Source organism: Methylobacillus caricis (assembly GCF_020532705.1).
In the GTDB taxonomy this organism is placed as follows: Bacteria; Pseudomonadota; Gammaproteobacteria; order Burkholderiales; family Methylophilaceae; genus Methylobacillus; species Methylobacillus caricis.
The window spans coordinates 1147713-1167028 of the sequence record NZ_JAJAVD010000001.1; the positions used below are offsets into that span (position 1 = coordinate 1147713).

19 protein-coding genes are annotated in these 19316 nt (G+C 50.6%); 17 read left to right on the forward strand and 2 right to left on the reverse strand.

The features are described from left to right. Positions 1–5: 5 nt before the first annotated feature. The 17 genes from fabD (at position 6) to LG200_RS05555 (ending at position 17450) form a co-directional block, all read left to right on the forward strand. On the forward strand, positions 6–935 hold the full coding sequence (gene fabD / locus LG200_RS05475; RefSeq protein ID WP_264193808.1) for an ACP S-malonyltransferase: 930 nt from the start codon (positions 6–8) through the stop codon (positions 933–935). Positions 936–944: 9 nt separating this feature from the next. Further along, the gene (gene fabG / locus LG200_RS05480; protein ID WP_226756576.1) at positions 945–1679 is read left to right on the forward strand and encodes a 3-oxoacyl-ACP reductase FabG; all 735 of its coding nucleotides are present in this window, start codon (positions 945–947) and stop codon (positions 1677–1679) included. A 104-nt stretch (positions 1680–1783) separates the two neighbouring features. Then, on the forward strand, positions 1784–2020 hold the full coding sequence (acpP, locus tag LG200_RS05485) for an acyl carrier protein (RefSeq protein WP_011479726.1): 237 nt from the start codon (positions 1784–1786) through the stop codon (positions 2018–2020). 40 nt (positions 2021–2060) lie between these two features. Continuing rightward, complete coding sequence (fabF, locus tag LG200_RS05490; protein WP_226756577.1) at positions 2061–3293, forward strand: beta-ketoacyl-ACP synthase II; 1233 nt, start codon at positions 2061–2063, stop codon at positions 3291–3293. 345 nt (positions 3294–3638) lie between these two features. Then, a complete protein-coding gene (pabC, locus tag LG200_RS05495; RefSeq protein WP_226756578.1) occupies positions 3639–4457 on the forward strand; it encodes an aminodeoxychorismate lyase in 819 nt (272 codons plus the stop codon). Between the two features lies 1 nt (position 4458). Then, entirely contained in the window at positions 4459–5463 is a 1005-nt protein-coding gene (gene mltG, locus LG200_RS05500) for an endolytic transglycosylase MltG (RefSeq protein ID WP_226756579.1), read from the forward strand. After that, positions 5453–6064 (forward strand): dTMP kinase, encoded by a 612-nt coding sequence (gene tmk, locus LG200_RS05505; protein ID WP_226756580.1) that lies wholly within the window; start codon positions 5453–5455, stop codon positions 6062–6064. The genes mltG and tmk overlap by 11 nt, the downstream gene beginning before the upstream one ends. Next, positions 6061–7074, forward strand: a complete 1014-nt coding sequence (holB, locus tag LG200_RS05510) for a DNA polymerase III subunit delta' (protein ID WP_226756581.1) — start codon at positions 6061–6063, stop codon at positions 7072–7074. Before tmk ends, holB begins: the two co-directional genes overlap by 4 nt. Positions 7075–7135: 61 nt before the next feature. Then, on the forward strand, positions 7136–7456 hold the full coding sequence (locus tag LG200_RS05515; protein WP_226757308.1) for a PilZ domain-containing protein: 321 nt from the start codon (positions 7136–7138) through the stop codon (positions 7454–7456). A 35-nt stretch (positions 7457–7491) separates the two neighbouring features. Continuing rightward, positions 7492–8268 (forward strand): TatD family hydrolase, encoded by a 777-nt coding sequence (locus LG200_RS05520; protein WP_226756582.1) that lies wholly within the window; start codon positions 7492–7494, stop codon positions 8266–8268. Beyond that, positions 8259–9029: an MBL fold metallo-hydrolase gene (locus tag LG200_RS05525; RefSeq protein ID WP_226756583.1), complete on the forward strand. Its 771-nt coding sequence runs from the start codon at positions 8259–8261 to the stop codon at positions 9027–9029. The genes LG200_RS05520 and LG200_RS05525 overlap by 10 nt, the downstream gene beginning before the upstream one ends. Positions 9030–9076: 47 nt before the next feature. Continuing rightward, positions 9077–9451: a hypothetical protein gene (locus tag LG200_RS05530; protein ID WP_226756584.1), complete on the forward strand. Its 375-nt coding sequence runs from the start codon at positions 9077–9079 to the stop codon at positions 9449–9451. Positions 9452–10004: 553 nt separating this feature from the next. After that, complete coding sequence (locus LG200_RS05535) at positions 10005–11765, forward strand: putative bifunctional diguanylate cyclase/phosphodiesterase (protein WP_226756585.1); 1761 nt, start codon at positions 10005–10007, stop codon at positions 11763–11765. A gap of 89 nt (positions 11766–11854) precedes the next feature. After that, on the forward strand, positions 11855–12829 hold the full coding sequence (locus LG200_RS05540) for a M14 family metallopeptidase (protein ID WP_226756586.1): 975 nt from the start codon (positions 11855–11857) through the stop codon (positions 12827–12829). A 38-nt stretch (positions 12830–12867) separates the two neighbouring features. Then, positions 12868–13455 (forward strand): YceI family protein, encoded by a 588-nt coding sequence (locus tag LG200_RS05545; RefSeq protein WP_226756587.1) that lies wholly within the window; start codon positions 12868–12870, stop codon positions 13453–13455. A 74-nt stretch (positions 13456–13529) separates the two neighbouring features. Then, complete coding sequence (locus tag LG200_RS05550; RefSeq protein WP_226756588.1) at positions 13530–17111, forward strand: DUF748 domain-containing protein; 3582 nt, start codon at positions 13530–13532, stop codon at positions 17109–17111. A gap of 99 nt (positions 17112–17210) precedes the next feature. Continuing rightward, a complete protein-coding gene (locus LG200_RS05555; protein ID WP_226756589.1) occupies positions 17211–17450 on the forward strand; it encodes a hypothetical protein in 240 nt (79 codons plus the stop codon). Positions 17451–17491: 41 nt separating this feature from the next. On the opposite strand, the gene ribA is transcribed toward LG200_RS05555, so the two are convergent. Both ribA and LG200_RS05565 read right to left on the reverse strand, forming a co-directional pair. Further along, positions 17492–18118: a GTP cyclohydrolase II gene (gene ribA / locus LG200_RS05560; protein WP_226756590.1), complete on the reverse strand. Its 627-nt coding sequence runs from the start codon at positions 18116–18118 to the stop codon at positions 17492–17494. Positions 18119–18199: 81 nt separating this feature from the next. After that, positions 18200–19249, reverse strand: a complete 1050-nt coding sequence (locus LG200_RS05565) for a sigma-54 interaction domain-containing protein (protein ID WP_226756591.1) — start codon at positions 19247–19249, stop codon at positions 18200–18202. Between the last annotated feature and the right edge of the window lie 67 nt (positions 19250–19316).

The following is a 19316-nucleotide window of genomic DNA, read 5'->3' on the forward strand; positions in this document are numbered from 1 at the left end:
CAATAATGAAATTTGCATTTTTCTTTCCCGGTCAGGGATCACAGTCAGTTGGCATGATGCAGGGGTTTGGTGACCTTGCTGTCATCAGGGACACCTTTGTCGAAGCTTCCGATATTCTCGGCGTGGACTTCTGGCACATGGCAACCGAACCCAATGAGGCATTGAATAAAACCGCAAATACCCAGCCGCTTATGCTGGCCGCAGGCGTTGCCACATGGCGTGCATGGCAGGCGCAGGGCGGGGCGTTGCCCTCGGTCTTGGCCGGCCATAGCCTTGGTGAATATAGCGCACTAGTTGCGGCTGGCATCATTTCCTATGATATCGCCCTGCCATTGGTGCGTTACCGTGCTGAAGTCATGCAGGGAGCAGTGGGCGAGGGAGTTGGTGCAATGGCTGCCGTATTAGGCTTGGACGATGATGCTGTGCGGGCTGTTTGTGTGGAAGCTGCGCAGGGCGACGTTCTGGAAGCCGTCAACCTCAATTCACCTGGGCAGGTTGTGATTGCCGGAAACAAGGCAGCAGTTGAGCGTGGTATTGAAATCGCCAAGTCCAAGGGCGCCAAGCGCGCCTTGATGCTGCCGGTAAGTGTTCCTTCCCATTGTGCGCTCATGAAACCCGCGGCCATAGAGCTACAGGGATATCTCAGGGATATTTCTTTTGCAGCAGGGCAAATCCCAGTCCTGCATAATGCCGATGTGGCAGCCTATGATGATGCAGGCAAAATCAAGGATGCCTTGGTGCGCCAGCTATATAGTCCTGTTCGTTGGGTGGAAACCGTCCAGGCCGTCTATGCCTCGGGCATGGAGGCAAGTGCGGAGTGCGGCCCCGGGAAGGTGCTCGCCGGCCTGGTCAAGCGCTCAGTTGCAGAATTGCCGTGTGTGGCATTGATCAACCAGGAAGCGTTGGCTGAAGCTTACGCGCAATTCAATAGTTAGGAGAAATTTATGCTTGAAGGCCAAATCGCGCTGGTAACAGGTGCAAGCCGTGGCATTGGTGCTGCGATTGCATCGGAGCTGGCTAAACAGGGCGCCAAAGTGATAGGAACTGCGACCACCGATTCGGGCGCCGAACAGATATCGCAGGCACTGGCGGGGGTTGGTGGCTTGGGCCTGGCATTGGATGTAAATGATCCTGCACAGGTAGAGTCTGTGTTGAAGGCCATTGCCGACCAGTTTGGCGAAGTGAGTGTGTTGGTCAATAACGCTGGCATTACCCGTGATACCTTGTTGATGCGCATGAAGGATGCTGATTGGGATGCCGTCATTTCCACCAACCTGACTTCGGTCTACCGTATGTCCCAGGCGGTGCTTCGCCCCATGATGAAGGCACGCAGCGGCCGCATTATCAATATATCCTCTGTTGTTGGCCATATGGGTAACGCTGGCCAGACCAATTACGCCGCCGCCAAAGCCGGGATGGCAGGATTTACCCGCTCATTGGCTGCTGAAGTTGGTAGTCGCGGTATTACGGTCAATTGTATCGCTCCGGGCTTTATTGATACCGACATGACACGTGAATTGCCTGAAAATGTACGTGAGGAACTGCTCAAGCGGGTTCCCATGAACCGATTTGGCGATGTGGGTGATATTGCAGCTGCTGTAGTATTTTTAGCTTCTTCATCAGCTAGTTACATTACTGGCGAGACATTGCATGTCAACGGTGGTATGTATATGGCCTGAGGCCATATACAACTAAGTAATTCTGTTTTTTGAATTCTTCGGGACTTTTGATAGAATAGCCCGAGCTTTTTTAAGCGACCTAAAACTTGAAAGGAATATTTTAGATGTCTGACATCGAACAACGCGTTAAAAAGATCGTATCCGAGCAACTGGGTGCAAATGAGGCTGATGTAAAGAACGAGTCCTCTTTTGTTGACGATCTGGGTGCTGATTCTCTAGACACCGTGGAATTGGTGATGGCGCTGGAAGAAGAATTTGACTGTGAAATTCCTGACGAAGAAGCCGAGAAAATCACTACTGTTCAGCAAGCGATTGATTACGTCAACGCCAACCTGAAGTAAGTTTTTCTTTCTTTATTTCTGATTTTTTCTTGGAGTCGCCTTGTCCAAGCGTAGGGTAGTAGTGACTGGCCTCGGCGTAGTGTCACCTGTCGGTATCGGTGTGCAGTCGTCCTGGGCCAACCTAGTCGCCGGTAAGTCCGGTATCACCAATATCACCAAATTCGATGCCAGCGCATTCAGCTCGCAAATCGCGGGTGAAGTCAAAGGCTTTGATGTCTCGCAATATCTTCCTGCCAAGGAGGCCCGCCGTATGGATATTTTTATCCAATATGGCATGGCCGCTGCAATTGAGGCGGTAAAGGATTCTGGTATTGTCGTTACCGAAGAAAATGCCGAACGTATCGGTGTTTCCATCGGTTCCGGTATCGGTGGATTGCAATTGATCGAAGATACTGATGCCACTTACAAAGAGTCTGGCCCACGCAAGATTTCGCCATTTTTCATTCCCGGCACCATTATCAACATGATTTCCGGCAACCTCTCCATCATGTATGGGTTCAAGGGGCCGAATGTCGCTATTGTGACTGCCTGTACTACAGGCACACACTCGATTGGTGATGCGGCACGGATGATTGAGTATGGCGATGCGGACATGATGGTAGCCGGTGGCGCAGAAGCCCCCATTACCCAATTGGCTGTAGGCGGTTTTGCTGCAGCAAGGGCGCTTTCCACACGCAATGATGATCCAGCCACAGCCAGCCGTCCTTGGGATGCTGACCGTGATGGGTTTGTGATTGGCGAGGGCGCCGGGGTAATGGTGCTTGAGGAGTATGAATCTGCCAAGAAGCGCGGTGCCAAGATCTATGCAGAGCTGGTAGGTTATGGCATGAGTGCTGATGCCTATCATATGACGGCACCCAATATGGATGGTCCGCGTCGCTCAATGCGTAATGCATTGAATAACGCGGGACTGAATGTTGATCAAGTGCAGTTTGTGAATGCTCATGGTACCTCGACCCCCCTGGGCGATGCCAATGAAACAAGTGCAATCAAGGCTGCGTTTGGTGACCATGCCAAAAAACTGGTTGTAAACTCCACCAAGTCAATGACTGGTCACCTGTTAGGTGGTGCTGGAGGTTTGGAGTCGGTATTTACTGTGCTTTCAATTCACAACCAGCTTTCACCTCCTACCATCAATATATTTAACCAGGATCCAGAGTGCGATCTCGACTTCTGTGCTAATGAAGCTCGGGATATGAAAATAGATGTAGGTGTCAAAAACAATTTTGGTTTTGGCGGTACCAACGGTACTTTGATTTTCCGCAGAATTTAATCTCTGCCTCTGCCTTCCTGTGACGCAGAAAGCAAGGCATGTGCCTAACATGTTAATGCACATACCTTTATGCACAGTTTTCTCGCACATGACAGCAAGATGTAAGCTTTAATCGTTGTTTATATAGAGATTTCACTATCCCATTGATTTTTAATGGGATAATTTTTTGCCTAAAATCTGGGCAAGTGAAAAAAACTCCAATGCCAGCGGCGTTTTAGCTTACTTTTCCGTAAGACATCCACAAAATTATCCACAGCTTTTGTGGAAGATATTGTTGAGCTTCTTCTTTCTTCACTCAGGCATATGCTTTACGATGTGCGGCTGTGTATTAGCAGTGATGTTTTTATGAGCTTGCATTCATCATTTCTTATCAATGGACAACCTGATCAGTCAATTTCTCCACTAGATCGAGGCCTTGCCTATGGAGATGGGGTTTTTCGCACCATGCGTGTCACTTCTGGTGAGCCGGTCTGCTGGACATTGCATTACGCAAAACTGCGATCGGATTGTGAGCGTTTGAATATTGCTTGCCCTGTGGAGCCTCTTTTGCTGGCTGACGTCAGGCATTTGTTTGCTGATGCTGGAGGCGGTGTGGCCAAGATTACAATTACTCGTGGCCAAGGGGAACGTGGTTATGCGGCCAATCCCCAACAAGTCCCAACCCGTATTGTGATGCGGGCGGAGTTGCCAGATTATCCGCAACATCATCATGATTTTGGCATTGCAGTGCATTTGTGCAAGATACGCTTGGCGCATCAGCCATTGCTTGCCGGCGTAAAACACCTTAATCGCCTGGAAAATGTATTGGCACGTCAGGAATGGAGTAATCCAGGTATAAGCGAGGGAATATTGCTTGATGAAGCAGGATGGATCATAGAGGGCATTATGAGCAATATTTTCATCCGTTCCGGTAAAATGCTGGTGACGCCGGACCTCAGTCATTGTGGCGTTGCAGGTATTACGCGGCAGCGTATTATGGAGTCAGCCCCTTTGCTGGGCTATGGGGTTAGGGTGGGGCACCTGTCATTGCCTGAATTGATGGCTGCCGATGATGTGATCATGTGTAACAGCCTCTATGGCGCCTGGCAGGTCGTGAGTTTCAATGGCAAAACCTGGCCTGTATCAGCGCTGGCGACCAATTTGCGTCAAATTTTGCAGGATTAGCATGCGTTTATTGAAGTTTCTGTTTTTTATTATGACGGCCCTCGTCATTGGCTTCTGTGCATGGATGGCCTATTTCGTTACTACACCCTTGCAATTTCCCTCTAAGACACAGGAGTTCGAGATCAGGGCTGGGAGTAGCTTGCGTGCTATTTCGCAGCAAATGGTTGACCAAGGAATGCTGCAAGAACCATGGAGCTTCATCATTCTGGTGCGTGCCATGCGCATGGCAGGCGGCATCAAGGCCGGTAATTACCTGCTGGAATCCGGCCAGACGCCTTATCAGTTATTCATTAACCTCAGTAATGGAAATGTCACCCAGGACAGCATTACCTTTATAGAAGGCTGGACTTTTGCCCAGATGCGTCAGGCGCTCAATACCCATGATTCGGTGCGACACTTGACCATGGCGTATACGGATGAGGAAATCATGCATAATATTGGCGCGGGTACTGCCTATCCTGAGGGGCTGTTCTTTCCTGATACATACTACTTCAGCCGCGGCATGAGTGATCAGGATATCCTCAAGCGTGCATACGCCGCCATGCAAAAACGCCTGGACGCTGCCTGGCAGGAGCGTGCACCAGGCTTGCCATATGCCTCGCAGTATGAAGCGCTGATCATGGCATCGATTGTGGAAAAGGAAACGGGAAAAGCCAGCGAAAGGCCGGTGATTGCCGGGGTATTCCTCAATCGATTACGCATCGGTATGCGTTTGCAGACAGATCCTACGGTCATTTATGGCATGGGGGAGTTGTTTGACGGAAATCTGCGCAAGCGAGACTTGATAAAAGATACTCCTTTCAACACTTATACCCGCGGCGGATTGCCACCAACACCCATTGCCATGCCGGGTATCGCTGCCATACACGCCGCCTTGCACCCAGCCAAGACCGATGCCATTTACTTCGTGGGCAAGGGGGATGGCAGCCATGAATTTTCACGTACTTTAACTGAACATAATCGTGCAGTAGTGCGCTATCAGTTGAGAGGCAGGAATGCGCGGTAAGTTTATTAGCCTGGAAGGCATGGATGGCGCGGGTAAAAGCTCCCATATAGACACCATCATCACTACGCTGGAAAGACGGGGGATTGAGGTGGTTTCTACGCGGGAACCGGGTGGTACAGGCCTTGGTGAAAAATTGCGTGAACTATTGCTGCACGAGTCCATGCACGCTGAAACAGAAGCTCTGTTGATGTTTGCCGCCAGGCGTGAGCATATTGCCCAGCTTATATTGCCAGCGTTGGAGCGTGGGGCCTGGGTGGTGTCTGATCGGTTCACTGACGCTTCTTTTGCCTACCAGTGCGGTGGACGTGGCGTTGATCACAATAAAATGGCAATACTGGAACAATGGGTGCAACAGGATTTGCAACCAGACCTGACCTTGTTGTTTGACGTGCCAGTGGAAACCAGTGTGCAGCGATTGGCTGCAGCCCGTACTCCCGATAAGTTCGAGAGGGAGAGCCACGAATTTTTCAGGAAAATACGTAATGCGTATCTTGACCGCGCCAAGGAGTTTCCACACAGGTTCCGACTGATAGACGGGAATCGTGCATTGGAAATAGTCAGTGCGGACGTGGTTGAAATCATGAGTACATTTGCCAGATGAGTATCGGCGTTTATCCATGGCAGTCTGCTATCTGGTCACGTGTGGCGCAATCAAGGCAGCGCATGCATCATGCCTTGCTCATCAAGGGGCGACACGGTACCGGCAAGCTGGATTTTGCTGTAGCACTGGCACAGTCACTATTATGTCAGGCGACGGGCGCGGATGGACATGCCTGTGGGCAATGTGTCAGTTGCAACTGGTTCTTGCAGGATAGTCATCCAGATTACCGCCTCTTGACCCCTGAGCAGGAGGTGCCGGGTGAGGGCGGGGAGCCCCCGTCCACCAATAAAAAAACGGTACGCAAGAGTAGCCAGATATCCGTAGCGCAGGTGCGTGAGCTGGCAGGCTTCCTGGAGCTATCCAGCCACCAGAACAATGGCTTGCGTGTCATTGTCATCCATCCGGCAGACGCCCTCAACCAGATCTCCGCCAATGCCTTGCTCAAACTTCTGGAGGAGCCGCCTGCTGATGTCCTGTTTATTCTTGTCACCAGTCACTCTCAGCGCCTGTTGCCAACAATTATCAGCCGTTGCCAGCAGGTGGAAATGCCCGCGCCAGAGTTTGATGATGCCTTGGCCTGGCTTGAGCAGCAGGGAGTAGCAAATGCCTCGCAATGGCTCGCCTATCATGGCGGGTCACCATTGGTTGCCCGGCAGGATGCAGCCAATAGCGGCCTGCAGCTGGACCTGGTTTCCAGCAGCCTGGCACAAGCGAAAAAACTGGATCCTTTCGCTTCAGCCGCCCAGTTTGCCTCTTTTGGGATGGAGCAGGTGATGACCGCATTGCAAAAGTGGCTGTATGACATGCTGTCGGTTCGTCTCACCGGTGTGGCGAGATATCACCATCAGCATGTGGCGGCTTTGCAAGGGTTGAGCAAAAGCGTAGACTTGAGCGCATTGCTGGCCTTTCAGCGCCAAGTGGATGAGGCCAGGCGTGCAGCGAGCCATCCACTAAATAACGAGTTGCAGTTAGAACATTTGCTGCTGCAATACACCCGATTATTTTCCTGAGCCCGGAATCGTGACCCAACAGGATACTGCAGATAAACAAGCATCACCTAAACCCAGCGTCATGTCGCTTGCCATCAAGGAAAAGGCGGCGCTCTATGCTGCCTATATGCCTTTCGTCAAGGGGGGCGGCTTATTCATTCCGACCAACAAACCCTTCACGATCGGTGACGAAGTGTTCATGTTGCTCAGCTTGTTGGATGATCCGGATAAGCTTAAGGTAGCCGGACGCGTGATCTGGATTACCCCTGTAGCCCATGGCAACAGGCCGCAGGGCATAGGGGTTCAATTAAGCGAGAAAGAGGGCGGATTGGAAGCGCGCAGCAAGATTGAAGGTTTGCTGGCAAATGCCCTGAAGTCCCAACGCCCCACTCATACCATGTAAGTTTTGTAGTCATTATTTAACTCTAAAGTAACACTATGCTGGTCGACTCCCATTGTCATTTGAATTTTCCTGAACTGGTCAACAATATGCAGGCGCTGCGGCAATCCATGCAGGAAGAACGTGTTGGCCATGCCCTTTGTATTTCCGTTACCCTGCCTGACTTTCCGCAAGTACTGGCAATTGCGGAGGCATATGATAATTTCTATGCCTCGGTAGGCGTGCATCCTGACTATGAGGATGAGCGCGCTTTTACCGAAGATCAACTGGTTGAGCTGGCGGCCCATCCCAAAGTGATAGCGATCGGTGAAACCGGCCTGGATTATTTCCGCCTGACAGGTGACCTGGAATGGCAGCGAGACCGTTTCCGCACGCATATCCGTGCAGCGATCCGAGCACAAAAGCCATTGGTGATCCACACGCGGTCAGCAGCAGAAGATACCTTGCGTATCATGAGGGAGGAGCATGCCGGCAGGATAGGCGGGGTCATGCATTGTTTTACCGAAAGCCTGGAGGTTGCCTTACAGGCAATAGACCTCGGCTTTTATATTTCATTTTCCGGCATTCTTACCTTCAAGAATGCTGTTGAGCTGAAAGAAGTCGCCAAGGCATTGCCACTTGATCGCATCCTGGTTGAAACCGATTCTCCCTATCTCGCACCAGTTCCATTTCGGGGTAAGACCAATCAACCTTCCTATGTGAGGTACGTGGCGGAAGAGCTGGCCAAATTGCGCGAGATCAGTTACCAGGAAGTAGAGCGGGCCACCACCGAGAATTTCTTCCGTTTATTCAGCCGGGCGCGCCCGTGCAGTTGACCATGCTTGGTGTCGGCTCCAGCGCTGGTACCCCGGTCATTGGCTGCCGCTGCGCCACCTGCATGTCAGACAATCCCAGGAATAAGCGTACACGCTGCTCCTCCTTGCTTACCTTGAAGAATGGCCGGAATATCCTGATCGACACAGGGCCAGATATCAGGCTGCAAGCTTTGCGGGAGCGCATTGATCATGTTGATGCCGTGCTTTACACCCATACTCATGCAGACCATTTGCATGGCATAGATGATATGCGTGCTTTTTGCCAGAAACAGCGGCAGCAGATTCCTCTTTATGGCAAGCCTGATGCCATGGAGCATATTGTCAGCAAATTTGGATATGCCATACGCGAACCAGGTGATTTCTGGGATTTGCCTATATTGAGTGTTAATCCCGTAACGGATACTTTCAGCCTGTTTGATGCGCATGTCACGCCTGTGCCCGTGATGCACGGCAGGATGGACATGTACGGCTATCGCATAGGCAACCTGGCTTATCTGACAGATGCCTCGGCAATTCCTGATTCATCATTGGCCCTGTTGCAAGGCTTGGATGTCTTGCTACTGGATTGCCTCAGGTATACCCCACACTATACGCATTTCAGCCTTGCGCAAAGTCTTGAGCAGGCCGCTATCATTGGCGCAAAACAGACTTATCTGATTCATATGACACATGAAATGGAGTACGATACCGTGAGCAAAATGCTCCCGCCGTCCGTGCATGTAGGGTATGATGGCCTAAGATTGGAAATAGCGGGCGCCTAGTCCTGCAAAGATAATGAGTCTATTTGATCGAGGAATAAGGAGTAGTAATGGTGTTAAGCAAAAAGTTTTCGTTGGCTGCTGCTGTATTGCTGGCCTGTGTCATGGTGACTGCGCCTGTTATGGCGGAGCCGAAGAAATCCACCTATACAGAGCAAGAGTTTCTGAACAGCTTTGGTAACAAGACGAGGGAAGTCGTTGAGAAACAATTGGGGCAACCACTCAAGAAAGAACAGTCAGTCAAGCCAACCAACGCTTCCAATATCATTGGGCGACCCACTGAAAAAGGCGGTAAGCAGGACCAGGTTGAAATGTGGTATTACAAGGATTTGGTGAGGTATGATGCCAAAAAAACCTACAAGACCATAGAACTCACCTTTGTTAATGACCGATGTGTCAATATCGCGTTTTTCAATAACCGATAAACCTTCAAAGCCGGGACTCCCCGGCTTTTTCTTGCTTTCTAGTTCCTGCCTCATAGATAAATCCACAGATTAGGCTTGTGATAATTCCTTTAATGCAAGCAAGTAGCTTTGCGAACCCTTGTTTTGATTTGGGCGTATTTCATACTCACAACTTGCCAGGGTCGCAATAGTCAGATTGGGCTAAGACCGTTCAGTATAAAAGCCTTGACCATATATTCATGCACAAATAATATTGCTGAATCAATATAAGGGTTTGAAAGATATTGATTTATTCCCAATCAACTTCTTCGGCCTTCTTTAAGTTATACGTTAATGATGGTTGCCAATATATTGTATCTATGTGTTTTTTGACCTTAAAACCATTATATAAAAATGGTTTTAAGGTCACATTGAGTACAGTTTCCAGTATGGTTCGATTGAAAGAATAAAAATGCCCTTATTGCTCAATTTTCCCAGAGTTACATTAGTCGCAGGCAAGACCTGCACCGCTGCTGCAATCGTGGATACTATTGGTAATAAATTAACAAGGGTAAAACATTGGGCTGAAGTGCTTATGTCTTCCGAGGCATTATTAGAAGAGCGCGAGAAATGGCAGCTTGAGGTATTGGAGCTGAAGCAGCAATTGAAGATGGCAGAACAGGAGTTGAGGATAACTCGCCATGCTTTTGAAACACAAGATGGCATGATTGTCACCGATGCCAACAACGTTATTCTGCGAGTGAATAGGGCTTTTACCCGACTGACTGGATACAGCCAGGAAGAGGTGATTGGCACGAATCCTTCGATATTGAAATCCGGCAGGCAGAATGCGGCTTTTTATCGCCGGATGTGGGATACATTGCGTAAGCACAGATTCTGGCAAGGAGAAGTCTGGGATAAGCGCAAGGATGGAAGCATCTATCCAAAACTGCTTACCATCACGGCGGTAGCCGATGAGAATAATGAGGTGGTGAATTACATCGGCACGTTTTCTGATGTCAGCCAGCAGAAGGAAGCAAAGGAAAATATTTACAGGCTCGCATTCTATGATCCCTTGACCCAATTGCCGAACCGGCGCCTGCTCATGGATAGGCTGTCACAAGCCCTGGCCGGCAGTCTTCGAAACCATAGCTATGGCGCAGTCTTATTCATTGACCTGGACAACTTCAAAACGCTGAATGATACCAAGGGACATGATTTTGGGGATTTGCTGTTGATCGAGGTTGCTGCAAGATTGCGCAACTGTATTAGGCAGGGCGATACGGTTGCCCGTTTTGGTGGGGATGAATTCCTTGTGATATTGGAAGGGGTCAGCTATGACGAGGATATTGCCACTGGCGGCGCTTTAAACGTTGCTGAAAAGGTATGTAAGGCAATCAGTCATACCTATACGCTCAAAGGCTACAACTATCACTGCACCGCCAGTATCGGGATCAGCATGTTCCATGGGGATGATTTTACCGTGCATGAGCTACTGAGGCGTGCCGATACCGCGATGTACCAGGCCAAGCATACCGGCCGCAACACCTTTTGCCTGTTTAATCCACACATGCAGCACATACTGGAGCAGCGCGCCTTGCTGGAAGCAGATTTGCGGCAAGCCCTTGCACGAGACCAATTCAGGCTTTACTACCAGATGCAGGTCGATGCTCAGCAACGTGCCTATGGTGCCGAAGTGCTGTTGCGATGGCAACACCCTGAACGGGGCATAGTATCTCCAGCCCACTTCATTGAATTGGCAGAGGAAACCGGGCTGATTTTGCCTATCGGGCATTATGTGTTGATCAGTGCCTGCAGGCAGCTCAAGCAGTGGGAGCAGGAAGAGAGTACGCGCGACCTGATGCTCTCTGTGAACGTCAGCATCATGCAACTTTCCCAGGCAGATTTTGTTGAGCAGGTAAAAGCCATTCTTGAAACCACCAAGGCAAACCCAAATCGCCTGAAGATTGAGCTGACTGAAAGCCTGGTGCTGGATAGCTCCAGCAGCAATGCCGATAAAATGGCCGCATTGCAGCAACTGGGCATACACTTTGCCATGGATGATTTTGGCACTGGCTATTCTTCACTGATACACCTTAAGCGCCTGCCCCTGAATCAGCTGAAAATAGATCGAAGCTTTGTGGGAAATATCGATCACAATCTAAACGATGCTGTCATTGTAAAAACCATTATTGCCATGGCGAATGCACTGGATCTTGAGGTGATCGCGGAAGGAGTAGAAACCGAGGCGCAGCTGGAGCTTTTACGCCAGTATGGATGTTTTGCCTTTCAGGGATATCTGTTTTCACAACCAGTCTGCCTTGAGGAATTCCATCAACTTTTGCTGCTTGGTTGAGCTGGAAGCGTTGCCAGTAGTTGCATGATAGTCATGGCGTCTTCTCGCAATCGATTGCACAAATACCTGTTAAGCGGTAATAATCGGGTATGACCGATGCAGAACGATATCAATTTCAATCCATCAGTTTCAGCGGCCTGCAGCCTGGAAAACGCCTGATTGTGCTGGGTGGCGTACATGGTAATGAGCCATGTGGCACTCAGGCAATCCGTCGGGTGGTGGAGGAGATAGAGCGCAGCGAAATTGTTATTGCCCGTGGTGCCGTTACTTTCGTTCCTGTATGCAATCCCAAAGCCGCCCGGCATTATCGACGCAGCGGCGATCGCAACCTCAATCGCTATTTAAGTCCTACAGAGCATCCTGTCGAGTTCGAGGATCATGTTGCCAATTGGTTGTGTCCGTTGCTAAGTGCGCATGAAGTCTTGCTGGATCTGCACTCTTTCCATACTGATGGACAGCCTTTTGCCATGCTTGGGCCAAAAAACAATCAGGGCTCGCTTGAGCCTTTTACGCAGGATGCTGAAGAGGAGTTACTCGCCAGGCATCTCGGCGTCAATCGATTTGTTGACGGCTGGCTGGATACTTATGCCGCTGGCGTACAGAGGCGTATCGGGCAGGCCGCGGATAGTGGCATAACAGTCGATCCTGCGCAGATAAACCCGTGCTACGGAATAGGAACGACGGAATATATGCGGAGCCAGGGGGGCTACGGCCTTACCCTTGAGTGCGGGCAGCATGAAGATCCTGCTGCCCCGGAAATTGCCTATCAGGCCATTTTGAATACCTTAGCCTTGCTGGAATGCACCAACGCCCCTTTACCAGAGGAAGTGCCTGTACGGGAAACATTGCGGCTATTTGAGGTGATTGACCGGGCAGATTACAGAGACCAGTTTACAAAGAATTGGGCCAGTTTTGACCGATTGAGCCCAGGCGAACTAATTGGCACGCGGGCCAACGGCAAACAGGTGGTGGCGAATGAAGCTGCATATATTGTTTTCCCCAACCCACATGCTGAGCCTGGAAATGAATGGTTTTATCTCGCAAAATCGGTCGTCAGAGTTTGATTTACAAACAAAAACAAAATGTTGAAAGGGATTGTTGAATGAGAGGGTCAAGTTTTTTTAGTGGTGCTTTATTGGCATCTGGTCTGTTAATTTCTGGTGGGGCATATGCGGACTGGGCACTAAACAATGAAGTATCTACGCTTAGCTTTGTTTCCATCAAGAAAAATACCATCGGAGAAGTACATAGCTTCAAGCAGTTGGCAGGGACTATCAACACCAAGGGTGAATTCACGGCCAACATCAATCTTGCTAGCGTGGACACCAAGGTAGCTATACGTGATGAGCGTATGAAAAGCATGCTGTTTGATACCGTGGCTTTCCCAAAGGCGGAAATCAGCGGAAGCACACTCAATGCATTCAAGGTGCCAGCAGTCGGCGAGGCGAGGATAGAGGCAGTGAAGTTGCAACTGGCCGTGAATGGCAAGAAGCTAGACCTGGAAACCAGGCTGCGCGTAGTGGGCCTTGGTAAACAGGGATTGCTGGTGACGACGACTGAGCCATTGCTTATTGATGCCGCCGCTTTGGGATATAGCGAAGGGCTTGACAAGTTGCGCGATATTGCACAGCTGCCTTCTATCAGCACCGTGGTGCCAGTCACCCTGAACCTCGTGTTTGATCAAAAATAAACAGAGTAGCCAAATGGCGGAAACTTGTTGTTCCATGATCCATGGAAAGGGCTCGTTAAAGTGCAGGAGTACGCATGGGCAATAAAGGAGGGCAAATGCTGAGCCAAGCCAGAAAAATAATAAGCAGCCTGCCATTTATGATGGCAGTGGGATTTTTTGTTTCGTACCTGCTCTTCGGATATTTTGCAGTTAATCCGCTTGCCCAGAAAGTCTTGCCATGGGTGGCTGAGAATAAGCTGGCTAGCCGCCTCAGTGTAGATCATGTCAGCTTCGATCCTTTCAGGCTGGCGGTTACAGTAGACAATCTACGCCTTACCACGCCTGAAAATTCCAGTCTTGCAGGTTTTGAGCGCCTTCATGCTGATCTGGAGTTGAGCGGATTGTTCCGTTTTGCGTGGCGCCTCAAGGACATCAAGCTCAGCGCCCCGCATGTGACTTTTGATGTTGCCCCTGGAGGCACTTCAAACTGGTCTCAGTTGATTGCCCGGCTGGATGAAAACAAGGACGAGGAAAAATCCGGGGGCATGGTGCGCCTGCTGATAGACCATATCCTGATCGAGCATGGGGATTTAGAGTATATAGACCGTAACCGAGCTGAGACCTTCCGGGCAGTGCTGGAGCCTCTGGGGTTGGAGTTGGATGGCTTCTCTACCTTGCCTGAGGACCTGGGTGATTACACCATACTGGCCAAGCTGCCGGAACAGGGGGGCACTCTCAAATGGAAGGGTGAGCTAGGGCTTAATCCATTGCTGTCCAGCGGCAAGATTGAACTGGATGGCCTGAAGCTGCCCAGCCTCCTTAAAGCGTTGCCTCAAGATGCATTGCCTGTGTTGCTCGATAGCGGCTTGCTCAAAACCAGCCTGGCTTACAAGTTTGCGATGGTGGAAGATAAGCCTCAGGCCAGTTTGAGCGGGGTGAAGCTGGTTCTGAGTGATCTGGCCGGCACAGTGCTGGATTCCAGGGATAAACAAGGCATGGTAGGCCTGCAGCAATTACTGCTGGATTTACCGTCGCTGGACTTTACTTCACAGCCTCAGAACCAAGTGGTTTTTCACGGGGCTAGCGTACAACTTAAAGAGTTTTCATTGGCGCAGGATGGCAGGCCATTATTTGAGCTGCCGCAATTGATGGCTGAAAATATAAGCCTTGACCTGTTGCAGCGCAATTTGAAGGTAGCTGACTTGAAACTGGCGCAAGGCAGGCTGCATGCCTTGCGATTGAGAGATGGCAAGTTTGACTGGCAATATTTACAACAGACAAATGAAGACAACCCCCAAACGCAGAATGAGTCATCGGCAGCCCCCGACAGTGTTGCCCAGCCCTTCAATATTGAAGTTGCCAATATTAATATTCAGGACTGGCAGGCGGATTATCTGGATCAATCATTCAAGCAGGCCCTGGCAGTCAAGGTGCAGGATATCAATCTTGACCTGAATGTGACCAGCAATGAGGGCGCAATCAGCCTGGGCGGACTGAATAGCCATATCGGACCTGTGACCGTCAGTTCTGCTTTATACAAAGAGCCTGCTGCCATGTTGAAAAACTTCGCTCTGCAAGGAGGTGAGGTTGATCTGGCAAAGCGCAAGGTAGCACTGGACTCTTTAGTCTTCAGCGGCCTGCAAGCCAACGTGCTGAAAACGGGCGAGGCAGTTAATTGGCAAGCCATGCTGGAACCTGCTGAAAAACCAGCCGGCAATCAGCCCGCTCCCGCTTCAAAGGCAAATCTGGATGCAGAAGCGCCTTCCTGGGCCTTGGATCTCAAACGCCTGGCCTTACAGGACGCTGCGGTACACATTGAGGACAAAAGTACGCCCAGCCCGGTTGCCATGGATATTCAGAATGCCGCACTCGATATTCAGGATGTTTCTCTGGATACCAAGCGCTGGTTGCCGATGAAGTTAAGCTTCCAGGTAAAACAGGGCGGCCGGTTCGAGGCCAGCGGCAAGTTGATGCCTGAGCCCATGCAGGCAGATTTCAAGCTAAGGCTGGCAGGCCTTTCCCTGCAACCATTTGCACCTTATATCAATCAGTTGGCATTGCTCAGGCTCAACAGTGGTGATGCCAGTACTTCCGGCACCCTCAAGCTTCACAATGGCAAAACCCTGGCTGTTGGCTATAAAGGCGGTTTTAGTATCAACAAGCTGGCTATTGTGGAAGAGGAGGGAGGGCAACCATTCCTGGGATGGAAAAGCCTTGCGACAGACAACCTCAACCTGACTCTTGCACCGAACAGGTTGCATATCAGAGAGCTCAGGCTGGTTGAACCTGGAGGCAAGTTCATTATCCATGAGGATCGCAGCCTGAACGTTACGCGCATCTTGCGTGACAAAGGCGGACAGGCGTCGGCAGAATCTGGTGCTAAAACTGCCAGCAATGGCTCCGCCAAGCCAGCCATTAGAACTACCCCGACCGCAGCTGTGCATGAGCAAGCTGCAGGCGAGGAAGCCTTCCCTGTGGCCGTCGATGCAATCCGGATAGAAAAAGCCAACCTTGAGTTCGCCGATCTCTCGCTGACCCCCCAGTTCGGCACATATATCAATACACTGTCCGGCGTCATCAATGGCTTGTCAACCAATCCCAGCACTACAGCTCAAGTGGAGCTGGACGGCAAGGTCGATGATTATGGCTCTGCCCGAATCCGTGGCTCGGTACAGCCATTCCAGGCGACCGAGTTCACCGATCTCAAGCTGGTATTCCGCAATCTGGAAATGAACCGCCTCACGCCTTATTCAGGCAAGTTTGCCGGGCGCCGCATCGACTCAGGCAAACTTTCCGTGGACCTTGAATATAAAATCAAGAATCGCCAGCTCGCAGGGGAAAATAAGTTTGTCCTCAATAAACTGCGACTGGGAGAAAGGGTAGATAGCGAGGATGCAGTCAACCTTCCCCTCGATCTGGCAATTGCGTTGCTGGAGGACAGCGATGGGGTCATTGATATGGATTTGCCTGTATCGGGCAGCCTTGATGATCCTGAATTCAGCTATGGCAAGATTGTCTGGAAAGCGATAGTTAATGTCCTGGGCAAGATCGTGACTTCACCGTTTCGGGCATTGGGCAACCTGCTAGGCATCAGTTCCGAGAAGCTGGAAGCCATTGCTTTTGATGGAGGCAGTGCAGACCTTGCGCCACCAGAACAGGAGAAGCTCAAGAATATCAGCCAGGCGCTGGCAAAGCGGCCGTCCCTCACGCTCTCCATTGCGCCTGTAGTGGATGAAAAGCTGGATGGACAAGCATTGCAGCAGCAGTTTGTGCGCAACCAAGTGGCTGCCAAAATGGGCCTCAAGCTCAATCCAGGCGAAAAACCAGGTCCCATAGACCTGAGCAACAAGAGGGTGCGCTCAGCCGTGGAAAAGCTGGCTAAGGAGCAACTCAAGAGCGAACAGGTGTCAGCGCTCCGTGACAGTTCGTCTTCAGAAAAGGATGAAACAGTACTTTACTCGCGGCTGCTGGAGCAGTTGGTGAAAAATACAGTAGTGCAGGAGCAATGGCTGATAACGCTAGGCAATGCACGCGTGGAGTCTGTAAAATCATATCTGCTTGCAAATGAAGGCCTTGCCAATGATCATTTGAATGTCACCGGGCCTGTAAAGCAGTCTGGCGATGCGCAAATGGTGAACATGAAGCTGGAGCTGGGTGTGCATAAGAAAAGTGAGTGAGCATGGCTGGCACTTTCAGCTTTGAAACTGGTCACAAAAAAAGCTCCTGTAAATGAAGCACAGGATTGAACCCTTATTCAACCAAGGATGGAGACAATCATGAAAGTGGATATTTATAAAAGTGCTACCAGCAGCAATAAATACATCTCGGTCCAGGCTGGATCGGATATTTCCAAGCTTGATGTGCCTGACCCTGATTATGCCAAGTTGATCCGGCAGACGTCAGATGTGGATGTGACTGGTGAAGTTCATCAACCGGGTTACGATTCCAGCCTGATTATCAAGGATATCAAGCAACACGGATATCACCTGCACCATGTGAAGCGAGTGTTCAGTTAGTAAAAGAGCGGCTGTGGCCGCTCTTGTTTGATAGTTTGAAGTTATAGCTCCCCGAAATCCGGACCTGGTTCGGTATGGGCGAAAAAATGCCCAAGCTTGTCACGCTTGGTCAATATGTATTGCAGGTTGTCCTGGTTGGGCTGGATCACCAGGGGTATGCGTTCATTGACCTGCAATCCGGCCTGTTGCAAGCTGGTGACCTTTTCCGGGTTGTTGGTCAGCAAGCGTAAAGAATTAACGCCCAGATCGCGCAATATATTGGCGGCAGCATCATAGCTGCGTTGATCTATAGGCAGGCCAAGATGCAGATTGGCATCTACCGTGTCCAGTCCCTGGTCCTGCAATGCATAGGCATGTATCTTGTTTGCCAGGCCGATACCGCGCCCTTCATGCCCCTTGAGATATAGCAGCACACCCTGCCCAACCTCGGCAATCATGCTTTGGGCCAATGCCAGCTGCTCTCCGCAATCGCAGCGGTTGGATGAAAAGATGTCGCCTGTCAGGCATTCCGAGTGTACGCGAACCATGACGTTTTCATTGGCAAGTACATGCCCTGCCACCAAGGCAACATGCTCTTGGCCGCTTTGCTGATCCTGATATACATGGATGATGAATTGACCGTATTTCGTGGGCAGTGTAGAGGAGGATATTCTGCTGATCGTGCTCATATTAGGGTGCTACAGATATTCTGAAATGCTGGCGCCTAGCGCAAAGAGGCAGATTAAATTAAATCTGCCTGCTACGCCAGCTTATTTCAATGCTGTGATGGCGCCCATCTTGATCAGGCGCGCACGTACGATATTGCGGCTGACGCCAAGCAGGCGGGCGGTTTGCACCTGGTTATTGTGGCAATAGTGATAAGCAGTGCGCACCACCGTGTCTTCTATATGATCATAAAGCCCTTCCTGGCCAGCCTCAAACAACAAATGCAGCGCCTGTTGCAGCGGGTCGCCAAAACTATTGCCTGCATGGTCATCCGGACGTTGCCTGTGTAGCTGAATCGAGGAAAGCTGCAGGTCTTCGCTGCGCAATATATTGCCTTTGCATATCAATAGGGCGTGATGAATGGCATTTTCCAGTTCACGGATATTGCCTGGCCATGGATGGGACAGCAATTTGCGCCTGGCATCTTCATCGATTTGAACCCCGGAGTAGCCCAGCCGCCTGCGATACTCACCCACGAAATATTCTGCCAGCGGCAGGATGTCCCCTGGGCGGTCGCGCAAGGTGGGCAGCTCCAGATGCGCTACCCTCAAGCGATAAAACAGGTCCTCACGGAAATGTCCTGCCAGCACAGCCTCCTCGAGACGCACGTTGGTGGCTGCCACCAGCCTGACATCAATCGCGGTGGGCTTGCGTGCCCCAAGCCTGACAACCTCACGTTCCTGAAGCACGCGCAGTAACTTGACCTGAATGCTTAACGGCAAGTCCCCGATTTCATCCAGGAAGATGGTGCCGCCATTGGCCGCTTCAAACCATCCTGTCTTGGCGGAAAAAGCGCCGGTGAATGCGCCTTTCTCATGGCCGAACAGCTCGCTTTCCACCAGTGTTTCAGAAAAAGCGCCGCAATTGACCGCAACAAATGGCCGGTCTTTGCGTTGGCTGAGGTCATGCACATGACGTGCAATGAGTTCCTTGCCAGTGCCGGTTTCACCAATGATGAGTACGTTGGCATCGCTAGGCGCAATTTTCTGGATGCGCGCAAGCAATGCCAGGGATTTAGGGTCCTCAAACACTTGGGCTGTCGCCCTGATTGAGGTAGTGAGGGCTTGAGAGTTAGGTAGTGTCAACAGATTCATTTCTTCCTCTTTCGAGTAAATGCTCTCATATTCGTGGCGAACTATTCCCATGTAATCGTTATCCAAT